The sequence below is a fragment of the Photobacterium kishitanii genome (assembly GCF_003026355.1).
Classification (GTDB): domain Bacteria; phylum Pseudomonadota; class Gammaproteobacteria; order Enterobacterales; family Vibrionaceae; genus Photobacterium; species Photobacterium kishitanii.
The window spans coordinates 189,316-206,154 of the sequence record NZ_PYON01000004.1 but is presented as its reverse complement, the minus strand read 5'-3'; the positions used below and the strand labels follow the sequence as shown (position 1 = coordinate 206,154).

Annotated in this window: 13 protein-coding genes; 4 read left to right on the top strand and 9 right to left on the bottom strand. The window is 38.6% G+C overall.

Annotation, left to right across the window (positions count from 1 at the left end; all coding sequences use genetic code 11):
• Positions 1-99: 99 nt before the first annotated feature.
• From yhjD to apbC, 5 genes are all read right to left on the bottom strand, one after another.
• The gene (yhjD, locus tag C0W29_RS06750; RefSeq protein WP_036793912.1) at positions 100-1,071 is read right to left on the bottom strand and encodes an inner membrane protein YhjD; all 972 of its coding nucleotides are present in this window, start codon (positions 1,069-1,071) and stop codon (positions 100-102) included.
• A 192-nt stretch (positions 1,072-1,263) separates the two neighbouring features.
• Complete coding sequence (locus C0W29_RS06745) at positions 1,264-3,375, bottom strand: AsmA family protein (protein WP_045043976.1); 2,112 nt, start codon at positions 3,373-3,375, stop codon at positions 1,264-1,266.
• Between the two features lie 207 nt (positions 3,376-3,582).
• Positions 3,583-4,176, bottom strand: a complete 594-nt coding sequence (gene dcd, locus C0W29_RS06740; protein ID WP_036793909.1) for a dCTP deaminase — start codon at positions 4,174-4,176, stop codon at positions 3,583-3,585.
• Between the two features lie 186 nt (positions 4,177-4,362).
• Positions 4,363-5,007: a uridine kinase gene (udk, locus tag C0W29_RS06735; RefSeq protein ID WP_036793907.1), complete on the bottom strand. Its 645-nt coding sequence runs from the start codon at positions 5,005-5,007 to the stop codon at positions 4,363-4,365.
• A 149-nt stretch (positions 5,008-5,156) separates the two neighbouring features.
• Positions 5,157-6,245, bottom strand: a complete 1,089-nt coding sequence (gene apbC / locus C0W29_RS06730) for an iron-sulfur cluster carrier protein ApbC (RefSeq protein ID WP_045044883.1) — start codon at positions 6,243-6,245, stop codon at positions 5,157-5,159.
• A gap of 259 nt (positions 6,246-6,504) precedes the next feature.
• Here apbC and metG point away from each other — a divergent pair, with 259 nt between their 5' ends.
• From metG to C0W29_RS06710, 4 genes are all read left to right on the top strand, one after another.
• Positions 6,505-8,550, top strand: a complete 2,046-nt coding sequence (gene metG / locus C0W29_RS06725) for a methionine--tRNA ligase (protein WP_045043974.1) — start codon at positions 6,505-6,507, stop codon at positions 8,548-8,550.
• 346 nt (positions 8,551-8,896) lie between these two features.
• A complete protein-coding gene (locus tag C0W29_RS06720; RefSeq protein WP_045043973.1) occupies positions 8,897-10,297 on the top strand; it encodes an L-cystine transporter in 1,401 nt (466 codons plus the stop codon).
• Positions 10,298-10,370: 73 nt separating this feature from the next.
• The gene (locus tag C0W29_RS06715) at positions 10,371-11,699 is read left to right on the top strand and encodes a CoA-disulfide reductase (RefSeq protein ID WP_045044884.1); all 1,329 of its coding nucleotides are present in this window, start codon (positions 10,371-10,373) and stop codon (positions 11,697-11,699) included.
• Between the two features lie 379 nt (positions 11,700-12,078).
• Positions 12,079-13,398, top strand: a complete 1,320-nt coding sequence (locus tag C0W29_RS06710) for a dicarboxylate/amino acid:cation symporter (protein ID WP_045043971.1) — start codon at positions 12,079-12,081, stop codon at positions 13,396-13,398.
• 203 nt (positions 13,399-13,601) lie between these two features.
• Here C0W29_RS06710 and C0W29_RS06705 read toward each other — a convergent pair whose 3' ends face one another.
• From C0W29_RS06705 to C0W29_RS21630, 4 genes are all read right to left on the bottom strand, one after another.
• The gene (locus C0W29_RS06705; RefSeq protein ID WP_146146383.1) at positions 13,602-14,615 is read right to left on the bottom strand and encodes a hypothetical protein; all 1,014 of its coding nucleotides are present in this window, start codon (positions 14,613-14,615) and stop codon (positions 13,602-13,604) included.
• A 39-nt stretch (positions 14,616-14,654) separates the two neighbouring features.
• Complete coding sequence (locus C0W29_RS06700) at positions 14,655-15,080, bottom strand: hypothetical protein (protein WP_045044886.1); 426 nt, start codon at positions 15,078-15,080, stop codon at positions 14,655-14,657.
• An 80-nt stretch (positions 15,081-15,160) separates the two neighbouring features.
• The gene (locus C0W29_RS06695; protein ID WP_107174133.1) at positions 15,161-15,799 is read right to left on the bottom strand and encodes a hypothetical protein; all 639 of its coding nucleotides are present in this window, start codon (positions 15,797-15,799) and stop codon (positions 15,161-15,163) included.
• Between the two features lie 634 nt (positions 15,800-16,433).
• Positions 16,434-16,577, bottom strand: coding sequence for a hypothetical protein (locus C0W29_RS21630; protein ID WP_155395119.1), 144 nt, complete (start codon positions 16,575-16,577; stop codon positions 16,434-16,436).
• Between the last annotated feature and the right edge of the window lie 262 nt (positions 16,578-16,839).

Genomic DNA, 16,839 nt, shown 5'->3' with positions numbered 1-16,839 from the left:
TAACGAGTAGCATTTATCTATATTGCCGCTACTACAAAAAAGGGCAGCAATAATGCTACCCTTTTTAACAACCAATCCAATTGATGATGCTATCTGATATTATTCTTCTATATCATCATCAGCAACGACACCATAATCAGGACGATTTTCTTTAGCGGTGGCTATCCACGCAGCGCAAAACAAAGTTAAACGCGCAAAGAAATAGAAGAAAGCCATCAAACCTATAATAGAACCAAACGCAGCGCCAGATGGTGAAGTCGCTAATTTAGGCAATAAAAATGTCATTGCAAACTTAATTGCTTCAAAACCAATCGCTGCTAATAAAGTTCCTTGCATCAGTGTCTTACGATTAAAGCGACGGCGTGGCAACATCCAGAATATCCATAAAAACATCAGATAATTTGCCAAAATAGAAATTGTTAATGCGATAGTTGTTAATACTGGACGTAACCAAGTGATACCGCCAAGCCCTAACGCATCGACAATGGTTGCCTGCGCCGAACCTGCAACAGAAGTTAACACTACGGTGAAAATCAATGCCGCAACCAAGCCTGTTAAGCCAATAAAATCTTTACCGTATTGCAATAATATATGCTCTTTGTCTTCAGGTTTACGTTCCCACACATCACGAGTTTGTGCTCGTACAGCCTCACGTAAGTTCCCCATCCAACTAATGCCAGAATAAAGTGCAATGGCTAAACCACTTAAACCAACCGTAGTACGCTGACTAATCGCTGTTTTTACCATATCCTTTAATGTCTTGGCTAAACTCGGATCAGTTACACCAGCAACAATTTTATCAATAATATTGGTCAACAACGCTTGATTTGATGCCAAGATAAAACCAGCAGCAGCAAATAACACCATTAAAATAGGGATAAGTGATAAAAATGAAAAATAGGTAATTGCTGCACCAAACTGACTGCCTAAACGATCGTTAAAGCGATCTGCAGCACGTATAAAATGATCAATCGGGGGTAACGCTTTAATTGCATTACCAACGGTGGTTAATATCCCCATCATTTTAGAGATTAACGTCGATTTTTCAGAAGATGTTGTTTTGTTAGTCATAATTTTATTGATGCGTCATGAAAATACTCAACAATATTAGCAATGGATAAAAAATAAACCCAATCTAATAATAACAAGGCACTAAATGCCTGCTACTTAATTGATTATATAGTTAAAAAATAAAAGGTTTGCCGATAACAGCAAACCTTTTTTATCATAATTTACGTTAGTAATGCCACTAGATAGTAAATGTTAATTAAACAATCCTTTCAGTAACTTATCTGCCGCATTTTTAATGTTGTCATCTTTTGCTTTATCACCAAAGAGTTTTTCTAAACCACGATTGATTTCTTTCTTAGCTTTGCTCTCTAGTGCTGCATTATTTTTAAATAAATCTTTAATATTTAAGCGGTATTTAGGCTGCTGCCAATATCCACTCACATGGATAGGAACACTAATGCCTTTAATTTCATCAAGCCCTTTACCACTGGCAACAATCTTTGTATTAATTGTCAGATCAATACCTTCATCAACTAGGTTAGTTTGGCCTTGACCATTAATAGCCAGCAGTGGTGAAGCTAACTGGAAATTATTGGTTGATGCAATCCCTTTACCTAACATTAAGGTTGTAGTTAAGGCTGAAAAATCAGTCTTCTTCGCAGTGTCAGTTCCGCTATCTGCTTGGCCTTTTAATTTAGCTTTCGCATTGCGTAGCATATCGGCAATATTAACCCCATACACTGCACCATCTGAGATATTTACTTTAATAGAGCCTGCAATATTATGACGAATATTAGTTTCTGATAATCCATGCCCATTTAGATCGGCTGTGATATTAGCTTTACCAGCGAGTTGTTGATTATTCGCTACCGCTTTTAATAGCGGTAACATAGCCACATTTGAAATAGTATTTTTTAAGCGATAACTTGGTAATGCACTATTAACATTCACAGAAGCACTACCAGTGATCTTACCGTCATATAGAGAAGCTTCAAAACGATTAATTGTCGCAATGCCCTGCTTAATCGACGTAACTATTTTAACATTTGATACTTCAGCATTGGCTACTTTTAACTGTTTAATCGCAATCACACCAGCGACATTGATATTTTTCAGCGCACTAAGATCAGGTTCTTGGGTTGAAATATCACTCTCAGCTTTTGCTACTGAGGTATTTGTTGCCGCTGTTACTGTGGTATTTGCAGAATCCGTGGAAGCTGTTTTCTTAGGTAACCAACTGTCGAGATCAATATTATCACTTGATAGCGCAAAACGAATATCAGGGATTGTCGCTGCTAAATATGAACCAGAACCCGACACTTTAGTACCATCAGCATTAATATTAATACTACTCACTAAAGCAAGCTTTTGGCTAATATCATAGCTAGCATCAGTATTAACTACGATGTTCATGTTTGGGCGAGGTAAGGCTTTACCCGCTAAATCATTAGTGATCTTTAGTCCTTGCACCGTAACAACATTATGATCTGTAGCTAGTTTTACTTCAGCTGTACCATGAGTATCAAAACTTAAATCAGGTACTTGTCCGTTAACAGCAAAAGTGACATTTGACCACTGACCAAGGGTAAACTGATCAAGTCCTAGTTGAGCATTTTTAATCTCCGTGTCACCATCTTTCATGCTCATTTTAGCAGTGAACGCTTTTAACTTAACATTGTTATAATTAGCAGCAAGATTAATATCCGTACTACCTTGAGCACTAAAGGTTAATGTATTCACTTTACCTTGAACATCAAAGGTCGCTTTAGTCCATGTTTGCGGCTTAAAGCTATCAAGGGTGAAATTAATGTGATTAAGTTGTGCCGTCATCTTAGTCTGATCATTAAGTATTTCAGCACTTGCATTAACTAATTCAATTCCTGCAACGGATACTTCCCAATGCGATTTTTTAGCACCATTTTCATGATGTTGTGCTGGTTTCTCTGTCGCAGTTTTGTCTGCAATGGCTTTTTTATCCGTCAGACCATCAAGGTTAGTAACACCATTTTTTAACGTTTGAATAAAAACATGCGCCCCTTCTAAACGCATATCACCAATATCAAGTTGTTGTGATAACAACGGTAAAACTGATACTGATAAATCTGCTTGCTTAAATTGGACTAAATTAGGTTGTGCAAATCCGACTGGATTGCGAAATGCTGTTTCGCCAACACTTAACCCCAGTGTAGGGAAAAAACGCCAGCTAATATCACCTTTAATGACTAAATCACGCCCAGTCATTTTTTTAACTTGTTCAGTTAGCAGTGGCTTAAACTGATTGGGGTTAACAAAGGTTACCAGTGCACCAATACCAATCACGACTAATAAAATCAGCCCGAGTAAGATATAAAGTATTTTTTTCATTATGTCCTCGGCTATGCATATAACACCACAATTGATCGAGCGTTATGCAAAAATAATTTGTTGAGAATTAACCTTAAAAATCAATGTTATTAAGACCATTAACTCCAAGATTAGTTCACCAGAAACGTAATAGCTAAACAAAAGGCAACCCGAAGGCTGCCTTTAATGGTTCTTAAGCAATAACAACCGCTCTAGCATCTAACAAGATTAACTTTGCTTGTCATCTTCATTAATGCGACTAGCTACTGCACCTTGCTGATTTTTATATTTCGCATCAACACGCTTGTTATAGGGTTTTTCCGCAGGACCTGATAAGGTTTCAAAACTTAACGCACCTATTGGCATATGTGGGCGCAATGCTAACGGTAAACGTCCCGAGTTATAAAACTCAAGTACAATACGTCCTGACCAACCGGGATCAATACGATGTGCCGTTACATGTACCATTAAGCCTAGGCGAGCTAATGATGAACGTCCGTCAAGCCAACCAACGATATTATCAGGTAATGTTACTGACTCATGAGTAACCGCTAATGCTAATTGACCAGGATGAAGAAAAAATGCTTCATCTTCCGCAACCACAATCTCATCACTCATTACTTTATCAAGCTGAGCGGCAACATCTTCTTTCTTACCTGATAAATCAATAAATGGTGCGCCATGATCATTAAAGACTCGGAAATTATTCCCAAGGCTTACATCAATGGTTAAACCGCTAATACAATCATCAGATGGTCGCGGTTCAATGCTGATTTTACCTTCATCAAGGTAAGCTCTGATATCTCTATCACAAAGTCTCATTCAAGCTCTCTCCTGCGTAATACGCACTCTATCCTATCAGTGCCCAGCACATGAGAGTGGTATAATAAAACACATCAATAAGACTCAGTGTCGTTGATGGGTCAGCAACGGTTAATGGGGAATCCCCAACAATAATAGCCATAAAAATAAGGCTGACATATTGTCAGCCTTATTCATTTTAAATCATTATGAACGCAGCAATTTAGCGATATGTGCTTTTAACACATCGATTGCAATACGATTCTTACCACCACGAGGAACAATAATATCTGCATATTGTTTTGATGGTTCAATAAACTGCATAAACATTGGACGTACCGTTTTTTGGTACTGAACCAAAACTGATTCCATAGTACGGCCACGTTCTGCAACATCACGCTGCAAACGGCGTAGCAGACAGATATCAAGTGGAGTATCCATAAATACGCTAGCGTGCATAATTTCACGTAGGCGAGGATCTGTTAACAATAAGATACCTTCTAAAATGATCACTTTTTTCGGTGTCATCGTTGTACTTTCTTGTAAACGAGTATGCTCACTGTAGCTATATTGTGGTACTTCTACTGCTTCACCTTTCATTAACTGCTCTAAGTGATCACACAATAAATTATGATCAAGCGCGTTTGGATGATCGTAGTTAGTTTTAACGCGATCCTCCATTGTTAGGTGACTTTGATCGTTATAGTAACAATCTTCCGTGATTACACCGATCTGGTGATCGCCTACTTTTTCTTTTAACTCTTTATAAACTGTACTGGCAATCAGACTTTTACCGGAAGCAGAAGCGCCTGCAATACCGATAATAACGCATTGGTGTGAAGTTTCAGACATATCAGAAAGTACCTATTAGACCACGTAGCAAGGCGAATATGGATAAATTAAACCCTCTGATTATAAGCAGTTGCTATGGCAGATACCAGCAAAAATGAGGTATCTGACATATATGGTTATAATCTCAGCGAATTTTGTTTTATGAATAACTACATTGTACGAATAGTAATCTGCTCTGCCACTGTTTCACCCTGCCAATATAATCGGCTGGCAATATTTGCAGCTAACATAATGTATGCTGTAGCTTGTTCTGATTCCGGTGATGTAATAACTGTTGGGGTACCATTATCAATATCTTCTCGAATCTTGATATCTAGAGGTAATTGAGCCAATAGTGGTACTGCATAATCTTGGGCCATTTTCGCCGCGCCGCCAGTACCAAAAATATGCTCCTGATGAGCACAATTACTACAAATGTGATAGCTCATATTTTCAACAATACCCAACACTGGCACATCGACTTTATTAAACATACTGATGCCTTTAATCGCATCAGCTAAAGCGAGATCTTGCGGTGTTGTCACCACGATCGCGCCTGTCACTGGAATTTGCTGCGATAAGGTTAATTGAATATCACCAGTACCAGGTGGCATATCAATAACTAAGTAATCAAGATCTGGCCACCAAGTTTCACTGATAATTTGTGCCAATGCTTTAGATGCCATTGGCCCACGCCAAATAGTTGCACTTTCAGCTGGAACTAAATAGCCAACTGAGTTGGTGTATAAACCATGTGCCTCAATAGGCAGCATCATTTTACCATCGGGAGATTGAGGCTTTTGATCCATTGTACCTAGCATCATTGGTACTGAAGGACCATAAATATCAGCATCTAATAGCCCAACTTTCGCCCCTTGTTGTTGTAAACCAAGCGCTAAGTTAACTGATGTTGTTGATTTACCCACACCACCTTTAGCAGAACTCACTACAATGATGTTTTTGACACCATTAAGGGGTTGCTTATCAGCGACAGCGAGTGTTGCTACTCGACAGCGAACATCAAACTTTAAACCACCATTTACGAGGCCTTGTTGCTGTTGATCTGCAATCCATACTCGTAATTGTTGGGCTAGTTCATTGGCCGCAAATGGGATCGTGATAATGATAACGCCTTCTGCCGACACCGAGACAAAGTGAGGGACATCAGCCCATTCCGCACTCAAAAGCGGATGTTCAAACTGATTCAGCCATTGGCTAATATCACCAACACTGTCGAAATGGTTTGTTGTTGTTGCCATAAATTAGCGCTCCACATAAATGTCATAGCCTATTAGCAACATCTGCGTCACAGTATTAGTATAGAAAACAACCAGTAACGTTGATGTTGCAGGGTAATATCTACCTCTTTTTCCTAATGCTACCACCAAAGTGCCCTTCCTGCCCGATTTCCCCAGTCCAAAAACGGATTAATCAGTATCCGATGCTAGTCAATATGCTGTCCATCAGGTAGTATTTGCAGCTATGTTTTTTTACCCATCATGAGCGAAAGAAGTAATTATGGCTGCTAATCCAAGAAAAATTCTGGTGACCTGCGCCCTGCCGTACGCTAACGGTTCTATCCACTTAGGTCACATGCTAGAACATGTTCAAGCGGATATTTGGGTGCGCTATCAGCGCCTTCGTGGTAACGAAGTTCATTTCATCTGTGCAGACGACGCACACGGTACTCCAATTATGCTTAAGGCCCAGCAGATGGGTATGGAACCTGAGCAAATGATTGCAGAAGTGAGCAAAGAGCACCAAGCTGATTTTGCTGGCTTTGATATTGATTTTAGCAATTACCACAGCACACATTCACCTGAAAACCGTGAACTTGCTTCTTTTGTTTACACCCAACTAAAAGACAAAGGCTTTATTACTAGCCGTACTATTTCTCAGTTATTTGATCCTGAGAAAGAAATGTTCTTGCCTGATCGCTTTGTAAAAGGCACCTGCCCTAAGTGTAAAGCAGAAGACCAATACGGCGATAACTGTGATAACTGTGGTGAAACCTATAGCCCAACAGATCTGATTAATCCAAAATCAGCAGTGTCTGGTGCAACACCAATCATGAAAGATTCAGAGCACTTCTTCTTTGATCTGCCACAGTTTGAGGACATGTTAAAAGCATGGACTAAATCTGGTGCGCTTCAAGACGAAACATCAAACAAGATGCAAGAGTGGTTCGAATCTGGCCTACAGCAGTGGGACATTTCTCGTGATGCACCTTACTTCGGATTTGAAATTCCAGGTGAACCAGGCAAATTCTTCTACGTATGGCTAGATGCACCAATCGGCTACATGGGTTCATTTAAGAATCTATGTGATAAGCGTGATGATCTTGATTTTGACGAGTTTTGGAACAAAGACAGCTCAACTGAGCTTTACCACTTTATAGGTAAAGACATTGTTTACTTCCACAGCTTATTTTGGCCAGCAATGTTAGATGGCGCTGGTTTCCGTAAGCCAAATAACGTATTCGTGCATGGTTACGTAACGGTTAATGGCGCGAAAATGTCGAAGTCAAAAGGCACATTCATCAAGGCGGGAACTTACTTAAACCACCTTGATCCAGAATGCCTACGTTACTACTACGCAGCAAAACTGAATAACCGCATTGATGATCTCGACCTTAACCTTGAAGATTTCACTCAACGTGTAAACAGCGATGTTGTGAACAAGATTGTTAACCTAGCATCACGTAACGCTGGCTTTATCGCTAAGCGTTTCGACGGCATGTTATCTGAAAATTTTGCTGAGCCTGAGCTTTATGCTGAATTTGTAGCAGCTGCAACACGTATTGGCGATCTTTATGAGAGCCGTGAATACAGCCGTGCTATTCGTGAAATCACCGCTCTAGCTGACAAAGCTAACCAGTATGTTGATGAAAAAGCACCTTGGGTTGTTGCTAAACAAGAAGGTAAAGATCAAGAGCTACAGGAAATCTGTACTGTTGGTATCAACCTATTCCGAGTATTAATGGCATACCTAAAGCCTGTAATGCCAAAACTTACCGAGCGTACTGAAGCTTTCTTAAATGAAACGCTAACATGGGAAGGCATCGAGACACCATTAACAAACCATGAAGTCACTAAGTTCAAGGCATTGTTTAATCGTATCGATCCTGCGCACGTTGCTGCTATGGTTGAAGCATCAAAAGAAGAAGCTGCTGCTGATAAAGCCGCACTTGAAGCTGCACAACCTGCCGTTAGCCCATTAACAGCAGAGCCTATTGAAGCTGAAATCGAGTTTGATGATTTCGCTAAAATCGATATGCGTATCGCTAAAATTGTTGCTTGCGAAGCGGTGCCAAAAGCAGACAAGCTATTGAAATTCCAATTGGATATCGGTGGTGAAATGCGTCAAGTATTCTCTGGTATTAAATCTGCTTATACACCAGAAGAATTGGTTGGCAAAATGACAGTAATGGTTGCTAACCTGAAACCACGCAAAATGAAATTTGGTATGTCTGAAGGTATGATCCTTGCAGCGGGCCCTGGCGGTAAAGATCTTTGGATCTTAGAACCCCATGAAGGTGCTCAACCAGGTATGCGTGTAATGTAATTTACACCACGTCTTAATTTCAAATGCCGATAACGTTGTTGTCGGTATTTTTTTGACTTTTTTTTATTTATTTACGCGTAAATCATCCTTTATATATCAGCTTATTATTATTTGTTAATGGGTTGTTGAATATTGATCCAAATCCGCAGCTAACTCTAATTTTACCGTTAAATATTCATCTCATATTCATAATTAGCGATCTTGATCGTTTTTACGGGTTTAAATATCCCTTACATTAAATGCGTTAATTTGCTTTTAACTGATAATTAAACCAGCAAAATTTAACGTTCAATATATAGGAACGATAAAAATTTCCCGCTTTTTTATTTGATATGAAGGATTCATGATGACCTTAGGTATTGTAACGAACCTCGCCATATTTGTTGGCTTGATTGCCTTTCTTTATCACATGCAAAATAAACACTATAGCTTTACTAAACGTGTGTTTGCTGGCTTAGGTTTAGGCATTGCATTTGGTGCAGCTCTGCAAATTTTCTATGGTGCAGGCTCTGAGGTTATCAAAACATCAATTGAATATTTTGATATTGTGGGCGTAGGTTATGTCCGTTTGCTACAAATGATCATCATTCCATTAGTAATGGTGTCAATCATTTCAGCCATTCTAAAACTTAATGGTGGGACTTCATTAGGTAAAATTAGTAGCCTAACCCTAGGTGTACTTATTGTTACCACCATGATTGCTGCTTGTGTTGGTATTCTAATGGCGCAACTGTTTGGTCTTACTGCTGAAGGATTAACCTCTGGTGCGGCTGAGATGGCACGAGCGAAAAGCCTTGAATCAACCCTATCAAATGTTGAAGCAATGTCGTTTGCTAAATTAATGATCGAGTTTATTCCTGCTAACCCATTCTTAGATATGACCGGATCTCGTCGTACTTCTACTATTGCAGTGGTTATCTTCTCTATCTTTATTGGTCTATCTGCAACGGGGATTGCTAACAAAAAACCTGAAATTTTTGCTCAATTTGCAAGTTTTATTAAAGTTGCTCAAACCATCGTTATGCGTATGGTGACATTAGTTTTACGCTTGACACCATTTGGTGTTCTAGCACTAATGACAAAAGTCATTTCAGGCTCTAACTATACTGATATTGTTAATCTTGCGAACTTTGTTTTTGCATCATACGCTGCGTTAATTTTAATGTTTATCATCCACTTATTACTTGTTGCGATGGTCGGTATTAACCCATTACGCCACTTAAAAAAGATTATTCCTGTTTTAGCTTTTGCCTTTACCTCACGTACTAGCGCAGGTTCAATTCCAATGAACGTGCAGACCCAAGAAAAGTGCCTTGGTATTCCATCTGGTATCGCTAACTTTGCCGCCTCTTTTGGTTCAACCATTGGTCAAAATGGCTGTGCGGGTATTTATCCTGCAATGCTGGCGGTAATGATTGCACCAACAGTGGGTATTAACCCTATGGATATTGGCTTCTTATGTACCTTAATCGCTATTATTACGGTGAGCTCTTTTGGCGTCGCAGGTATTGGTGGTGGTGCAACATTTGCGGCACTGATTGTACTGTCTGCAATGGATATGCCAGTAGCCCTTGCTGGTTTATTAATCTCAATTGAACCCTTAATTGATATGGGACGTACTGCACTAAACGTATCAGGTTCAATTACCGCTGGTACGATTACCAGTAAAGTAATGGGCGAGACAGACATGACTATTTTTAACAGCGATGAAGTTGTTAACTTAGATGGTGAAGAATCTGCCGCTTAAGCTGTATTAAACACCAAATTAAGGGAGGTCTATTATTACCTCCCTGTTACTTTTCAAGGATATAGACAAAAGTATGAAAATTATCATTATTGGCGGTGAAGCCGCAGGTATGAGCGCTGCAGCAAAAGCTAAACGCATTGACCCCACTGCTGAAATTGTTGTTTATGAAGCTTCCGAGGTGATCTCTTTTGGTGCCTGTGGCCTACCTTATTACATTGGTGATGAATTTTCTGATCATAACTTTATGGCGGAATTTACGCCGGCACAATTTGCCGAGAAAGGTATTACTGTTCTCACTCACCATCGTGTAATACAACTTAATACTGAGCAACAGCAACTCACGGTTGAGCATCAAGGGGAAACACACACGGTTAATTATGATCGTTTAATGATAGCAACAGGCGCAAAAGAAGTATTACCACCAATTAAAGGGTTAGACAAACGAGGCGTTTATTCATTACGTCGTATGCAAGATGGGTTGAATATTAAAACGGCATTAGCCGATCCACTCTGCCACCATGTCACAATTATTGGATCGGGCTTTATCGGCCTAGAAGTCGCTGAAGCGATGATTCATCAAGGAAAAACGGTACGTCTGATTGAACGTGCTGAATGCTTAATTCCTGATGCATTTGATGCTGAAATTAGCCAACATATTCAACCCGAACTTGAACGTGCTGGTGTACAGATCCACCTACAAGAATCGGTGTGTGAAATTATTGGTGATGGACATGTTACTAGCATCAAAACCGACAAAGAAATATATACCACTAACATGGTAATCTGTTGCACGGGCGTAAAACCAAATACTCATTTTATTGCTGAAACAGGCATTGAACGGTTAGCTAATGGTGCAATTATCATTGATCAGCAAGGAAAAACATCCATCGATAACATCTGGGCAGCAGGTGATTGTGCCACTATTTGGCATGCACAATTACAGCAACCGGCTTATATTCCACTCGCAACGGGTGCTAATAAAATGGGTCGCTTAGTGGGTGAGAATATCGCAGGGAAAAATCTAAGTTATGACGGCACATTAGGCACAAGTTGTGTCAAAATTTTAGGATTAGAAGCCGGTCGTACAGGGCTGTCTGAACGTGAAGCTCAGCAAGCGAATATCGATTATCGCACCGTTTATATCAGTGATAAATGCCACACCAATTACTGTGAAGGCCAATCACCGCTTTATATTAAATTGATTTATCGTGCAGATAACAAAAAATTACTCGGAAGCCAATTAATTGGTAATAAAGGTGCAGTACATCGTGTGGATGCGTTAGCTGTTGCAATCAGTCTTGGTGCGACTACCGAGCAATTAGGCATGATGGATTTTGCCTATGCTCCGCCATTTGCTCGTACATGGGATATTATGAATGTTGCTGGTAATGTCGCTAAATAAATCCAGCGGTAATTAATACATAACCGCAGGCCACGTATTTTCAATCACAATAAGAGTACGTGGCTTTACTCTCTCATACCGCCCAGCAATGTTTATTCCTGACTCATTCATCAAACGATCATTTATCGAAAATTCCGACAATACACCTCGTAAAAATCACAATTAACAAACTATTTATGATTTTAAAACGCATAAAATGTTAATTAACGGTTAAAAATAAACATCCCAAACATGAAATCAGTATAAAATTTGTGAGTTAACTCAAGCTTTAGCCATTAACAATAATTATTACTTCGCATTAACAGACGAATAACTGCTACTCTCCGAATGCACTCTGATTACTGAAGGACAGAGTGAATAAACATAAGGATAAGTTTTGATGACCACAGAAAAGAAAAAAATGTCACTAACTGGCCGAGTCATTCTTGGTATGGTTTTAGGTATTCTGACAGGATTTATGATCCGTTCCCTTTTTGCTGATATTGCTTTTATTCATGACTATATCGTAAATGGCCTGTTTGATGTCGGTGGTAAAATCTTTATTGCCAGCTTAAAAATGTTAGTTGTTCCTCTTGTTTTTGTATCACTAGTTTGTGGTACTAGTTCACTAAAAGATTTAGCAACACTGGGCCGTTTAGGTGGCAAAACTTTAGCTTTTTACCTAACGACCACAGCCTTAGCAATTACCCTTGCGTTAACAATGGCCAATATCTTCCAGCCAGGAACCGGTGCCGATTTAAGTGCAGCAACAACCTTTGCTTCGAAAGAAGCACCATCGCTAGGTAGCGTTATTGTTGGTATGTTCCCAACGAACCCAATCAGTGCAATGGCAAGTGGTAATACACTCCAGATTATTGTGTTTGCAGTATTATTTGGTATTGCAATCAGTGCAGCTGGTAAACCAGGAGAACGTCTAGCAGGAGTATTTGCAGACTTAAATGAAGTGATCATGAAACTGGTGGCTTTATTGATGAACATTGCTCCATACGGTGTGTTCTTCTTGATGGCTAAATTGTTCACAGGTTTAGGCCTTGATGCGATCTTTAGTCTCATTAACTATTTCTTAGTACTCGTTGCAGCACTATTAATCCATGCCTTAGTAACCTACAGCGTGATGCTAAAAGCATTTACTGGCCTAAGTCCAATTACATTCCTGAAAAAAATGGAAGACGCGGTGATGTTTGCTTTCTCAACAGCATCGTCAAATGCGACTATTCCTGTAACGATGGAAACCGCAACGAAGCGTTTAGGGGTAAATAATAAAATTGCTTCATTTACGGTACCACTCGGCGCAACCATTAACATGGATGGCACTGCAATTATGCAGGGTGTGGCTACGGTATTTATTGCCCAAGCGTTTAATATTGACCTAACCATGACTGATTACCTCATGGTTATTCTAACTGCGACCTTAGCATCAGTCGGTACTGCGGGTGTTCCTGGCGTTGGTCTCATCATGCTAGCAATGGTACTTAACCAAGTTGGTCTACCTGTTGAAGGTATTGCACTAATCATGGGTGTTGACCGTCTACTTGATATGGTACGTACTGCGGTTAACATTACGGGTGATAGCGTAGTAACCTGTATTGTTGCGAAATCAGAAGGTGAAATGGATGTTGAACGTTTCAACGATCCACTAGCAGCGACAGAAGATGAAGTTGTTCGCTTCCACCCTCTGCCTCAACAACAGAAATCATAACAGCGAGTAAAAACTTGCGAACACAACATAATTCAAGGGCACATCATGTGCCCTTTTTTTGGTTTAGAAAAAGTATAAATGGACGAGGTATTAGGGACGAGGAACTGCTACTTCCTGATTGATGGTTGCGCTGCTGATATAAAAATACTGCCCCCGATGGGTGGTATTTAACATCACAGGTTTTATGCGTACTAACGTTAAGCCTATTTACTAACTCTTGGGCCATAAACAAAACCAAAATACCGTCGACCCTCATCTTCAAACCACCTATCAAATTGATCCTTGTATATGGATAATTCATCAGAGTAATTGTCACTTAACGTAAAGCAAGAATAAGCACTTGGCTGTATTTGTTTTGCAGTGTTATTTATCTTTAGGCATACATTAACTATCTCAAAAATAGTTTGCGATTGCTTGCCAAGACTTATCCAATGGGAATTTATCAACCATTGTTTTTCATTCAAGAGAAGATCACTGTAATGCTCATTCAGTTTTACATTCTCTCTAACAATTGCGTCATAACAATTAGAAGCCGCTTGAATAAGCTGGCAGACCTGTATGACATCACCAACATGAATACTACCTTCATAAAGATTTTGTTCTATTTTATCGCCAGTCATAGCCTTGCTTATAACTGAAGGTGGATGACTTAGAGAAAGACAATCATCTAGGTTATTAATAGAAAATTTGCCTAAAAGATTATTCGTTTCTTCATCAATTAAAACTTTTAATGATTGAAATGTATCAAGTAACATTTCAATGTTTTTTTCAGTCGCTAATTTCTTAACCTGAGATTCAGTTTGGCACATTTGCTGAGCAGTTTGTTTTGTCCCATGCATCCGAGTAACCGTCAAACCAAAGGGCAAAGATAAGGCTAAAATAGAAAGAGGTAACTTACTGACAATAATAAAATTCATGAAAGAATCAGATGATAATTGAAACCTACAGCCAACCCACGAGAACACCCCAAAACAGAAGAAAAGCACTAATGGAACGAAAATAGATATCCAGAATAATGCCTGACCAGATAAACCTCTTAATGGATCAAGGCTAAATGTATCGAGTAGTTTTATTTTGTACATATAGCTAAAGTAAAAAGCGATCATGCCAATTACAAATAGCATGATCGCCATAACGACAGCCATCGATAAAATAGGGTCACTAATACCAAAACCAGATGTGGAACAAGAGAATGAATTATCTAGATTTGCACTCATTTATGCGTACTACTCTAATCTGCCAATTAAGACATTTAATTATAATTTTTCTGCAAAAGCATCAGGATTTTGAGAAATGTATTTCCTATACAGAACTAAAGATAGTTCCGGTGGAACTCTATTATGATGATGTTCTTGACCGCAGGTAGTGCACTTCATGAAAGGAGACTTATACGTAAAAGATTGAGTTTTACATTTAAGGCAATATGGAACTCCATATGGTTCTTGATTTTCATTAACGTTATAAGCCGCGGATAAAAACCTATAAAGTTCGTTTCCTTGTGATTGTTTATCTAGCTTGTTTTTCAACACTACATTTTCTGCTTGAAGATTGTTTATATCCTCAATGGCTTTTTTCAGTTCTCTCTCTTTTTGCTCATATCTATCATTTATCAATGATAATCGCTCCTTCATTATAACTGAAGAACCATGTTCATTTATTAGTGTTTCAATCATCTTTAACATGTTGATACCTATATATTAAAATAATATAAGTATCTTATTATTAAAAAGAACCAAAGACAGGTAAATATTTATAATGAAATTTACAAATTATTTCCCTTGTTTTGTTTACTAAATTGTATTTTATATATTGTTGAGTTTTTCACGTTTTTTTTCGCTGTATCTATATCCCAAGATGTCACAATACTTACAACGTTAATGAAAGGGTTTGAATCACTAAGCTTAATATCCCATTGGTTATAGCTGCCCAATGAAAACCACCAAGCATGGAAAATTAGCCCTACCATATTCGATGATTTACCCCTTGTCATTGGTTGGTAATAGGAACTATCGGAATTAACGCTACTGATAATGCTATCGATTAAATCAATTGAGTTGATATATCCATACATCTCTACCTCACGAGTTTGTGAGAGACTTAAATCATGTAAGTTAACACTTAAAGGTGTGTACGCTTTTGAGTTATAACGTTCGATTTGTATTCTTAATTGTCCTAGTTTTTTATTTATCTCTTTCAAACTTTCAACGCACTCTTTAGGTATGCATTGATCGTATTGGTAAAAATCAATGTCACCTTTCTCATTAGTAGGTATCTTTCCAAACACATTTAGCTGATGTTCAATATTTAGATAAAACATATCCAAACACTCACCTTTAATACCAAGACATTGCTGTATTCTTGTTTTTTGGTTTTGACTTAATTTATTTTTAAACTCAAACATCTTTGTGCTCAGAAAAAGGAAATTCTAAGCATTATACTGCTAACTTTGATGTATTTAACATATGGCATCTAATCCGTACTATACGATCTCTATTTATATAAAAAGTATCGCTTCGGTCGTGTTTTGATAAGTTTTATTCAAAATAATTAATCAAAACATGGTGTGTTTAATTTTCTGCTGATATTAACAACAATGAAAATACCTAGTTGGCGATGCTTAACGGTCATAAGCTCTAAAATAGATAAAATTACCCCTACAACACGTAGCGAGTAGATTCCCTATCGCGTTCGTAACCTCACTGTAAGGAATGACGGGAGTTGGAGGTTTGGCATTCATGATAGAGAATCGCGATCGTTAGGCTTAGGGCATTTACTTAGCCGAATATCCGTCATCTCGGAAGTTGAGGCACGAAGCTATCCGTGATCTACTCACCCCGTGATTGAGCCTAAAAGACACCAGTGAAAATAGAAATTCCACAGTGTGCGGACAGTAGACTCCCTATCGCGTTCGTAACCCCTTACTGTAGGGGTTGAAGGTTAACATTCACTGGAGGGAATAACTGGGATGGTTGGCGTATTGACAATAAAACAAGACCGCTATAAAGCGGTCTTGTGTGATAGCGAGAAAAGACAGATTAACAACTACAATCTACTTCTTTTTCACCACAATTATCACAAGTTACACATGCGCAGTCTGCTGTTGTTTTATTACAAACAGTACAATTAACACAAGTACATTCATTCTGTGGCAGCGCACAATATTGACATTTCTTATCCATGAAATTCTCCATAAAACCAAGAGTAAATATAACGCCCAATCATTATATAAATAAATGAATAATAGAGATAATACCCACTGTCTCAAAAGTGCTTCACATTGTTAAATAATATTGAATGTTTTTAACAAACATTACACAGAACATCATAAACACAACTCATTATCTACCATTTCGAACCTCAACACTCGCTAGCTAAACCCTCGCCTCTTTAAAGCTCTCTACCTTCCACCCATAAAAAAACCCAGCCGATAGATAGACTGGG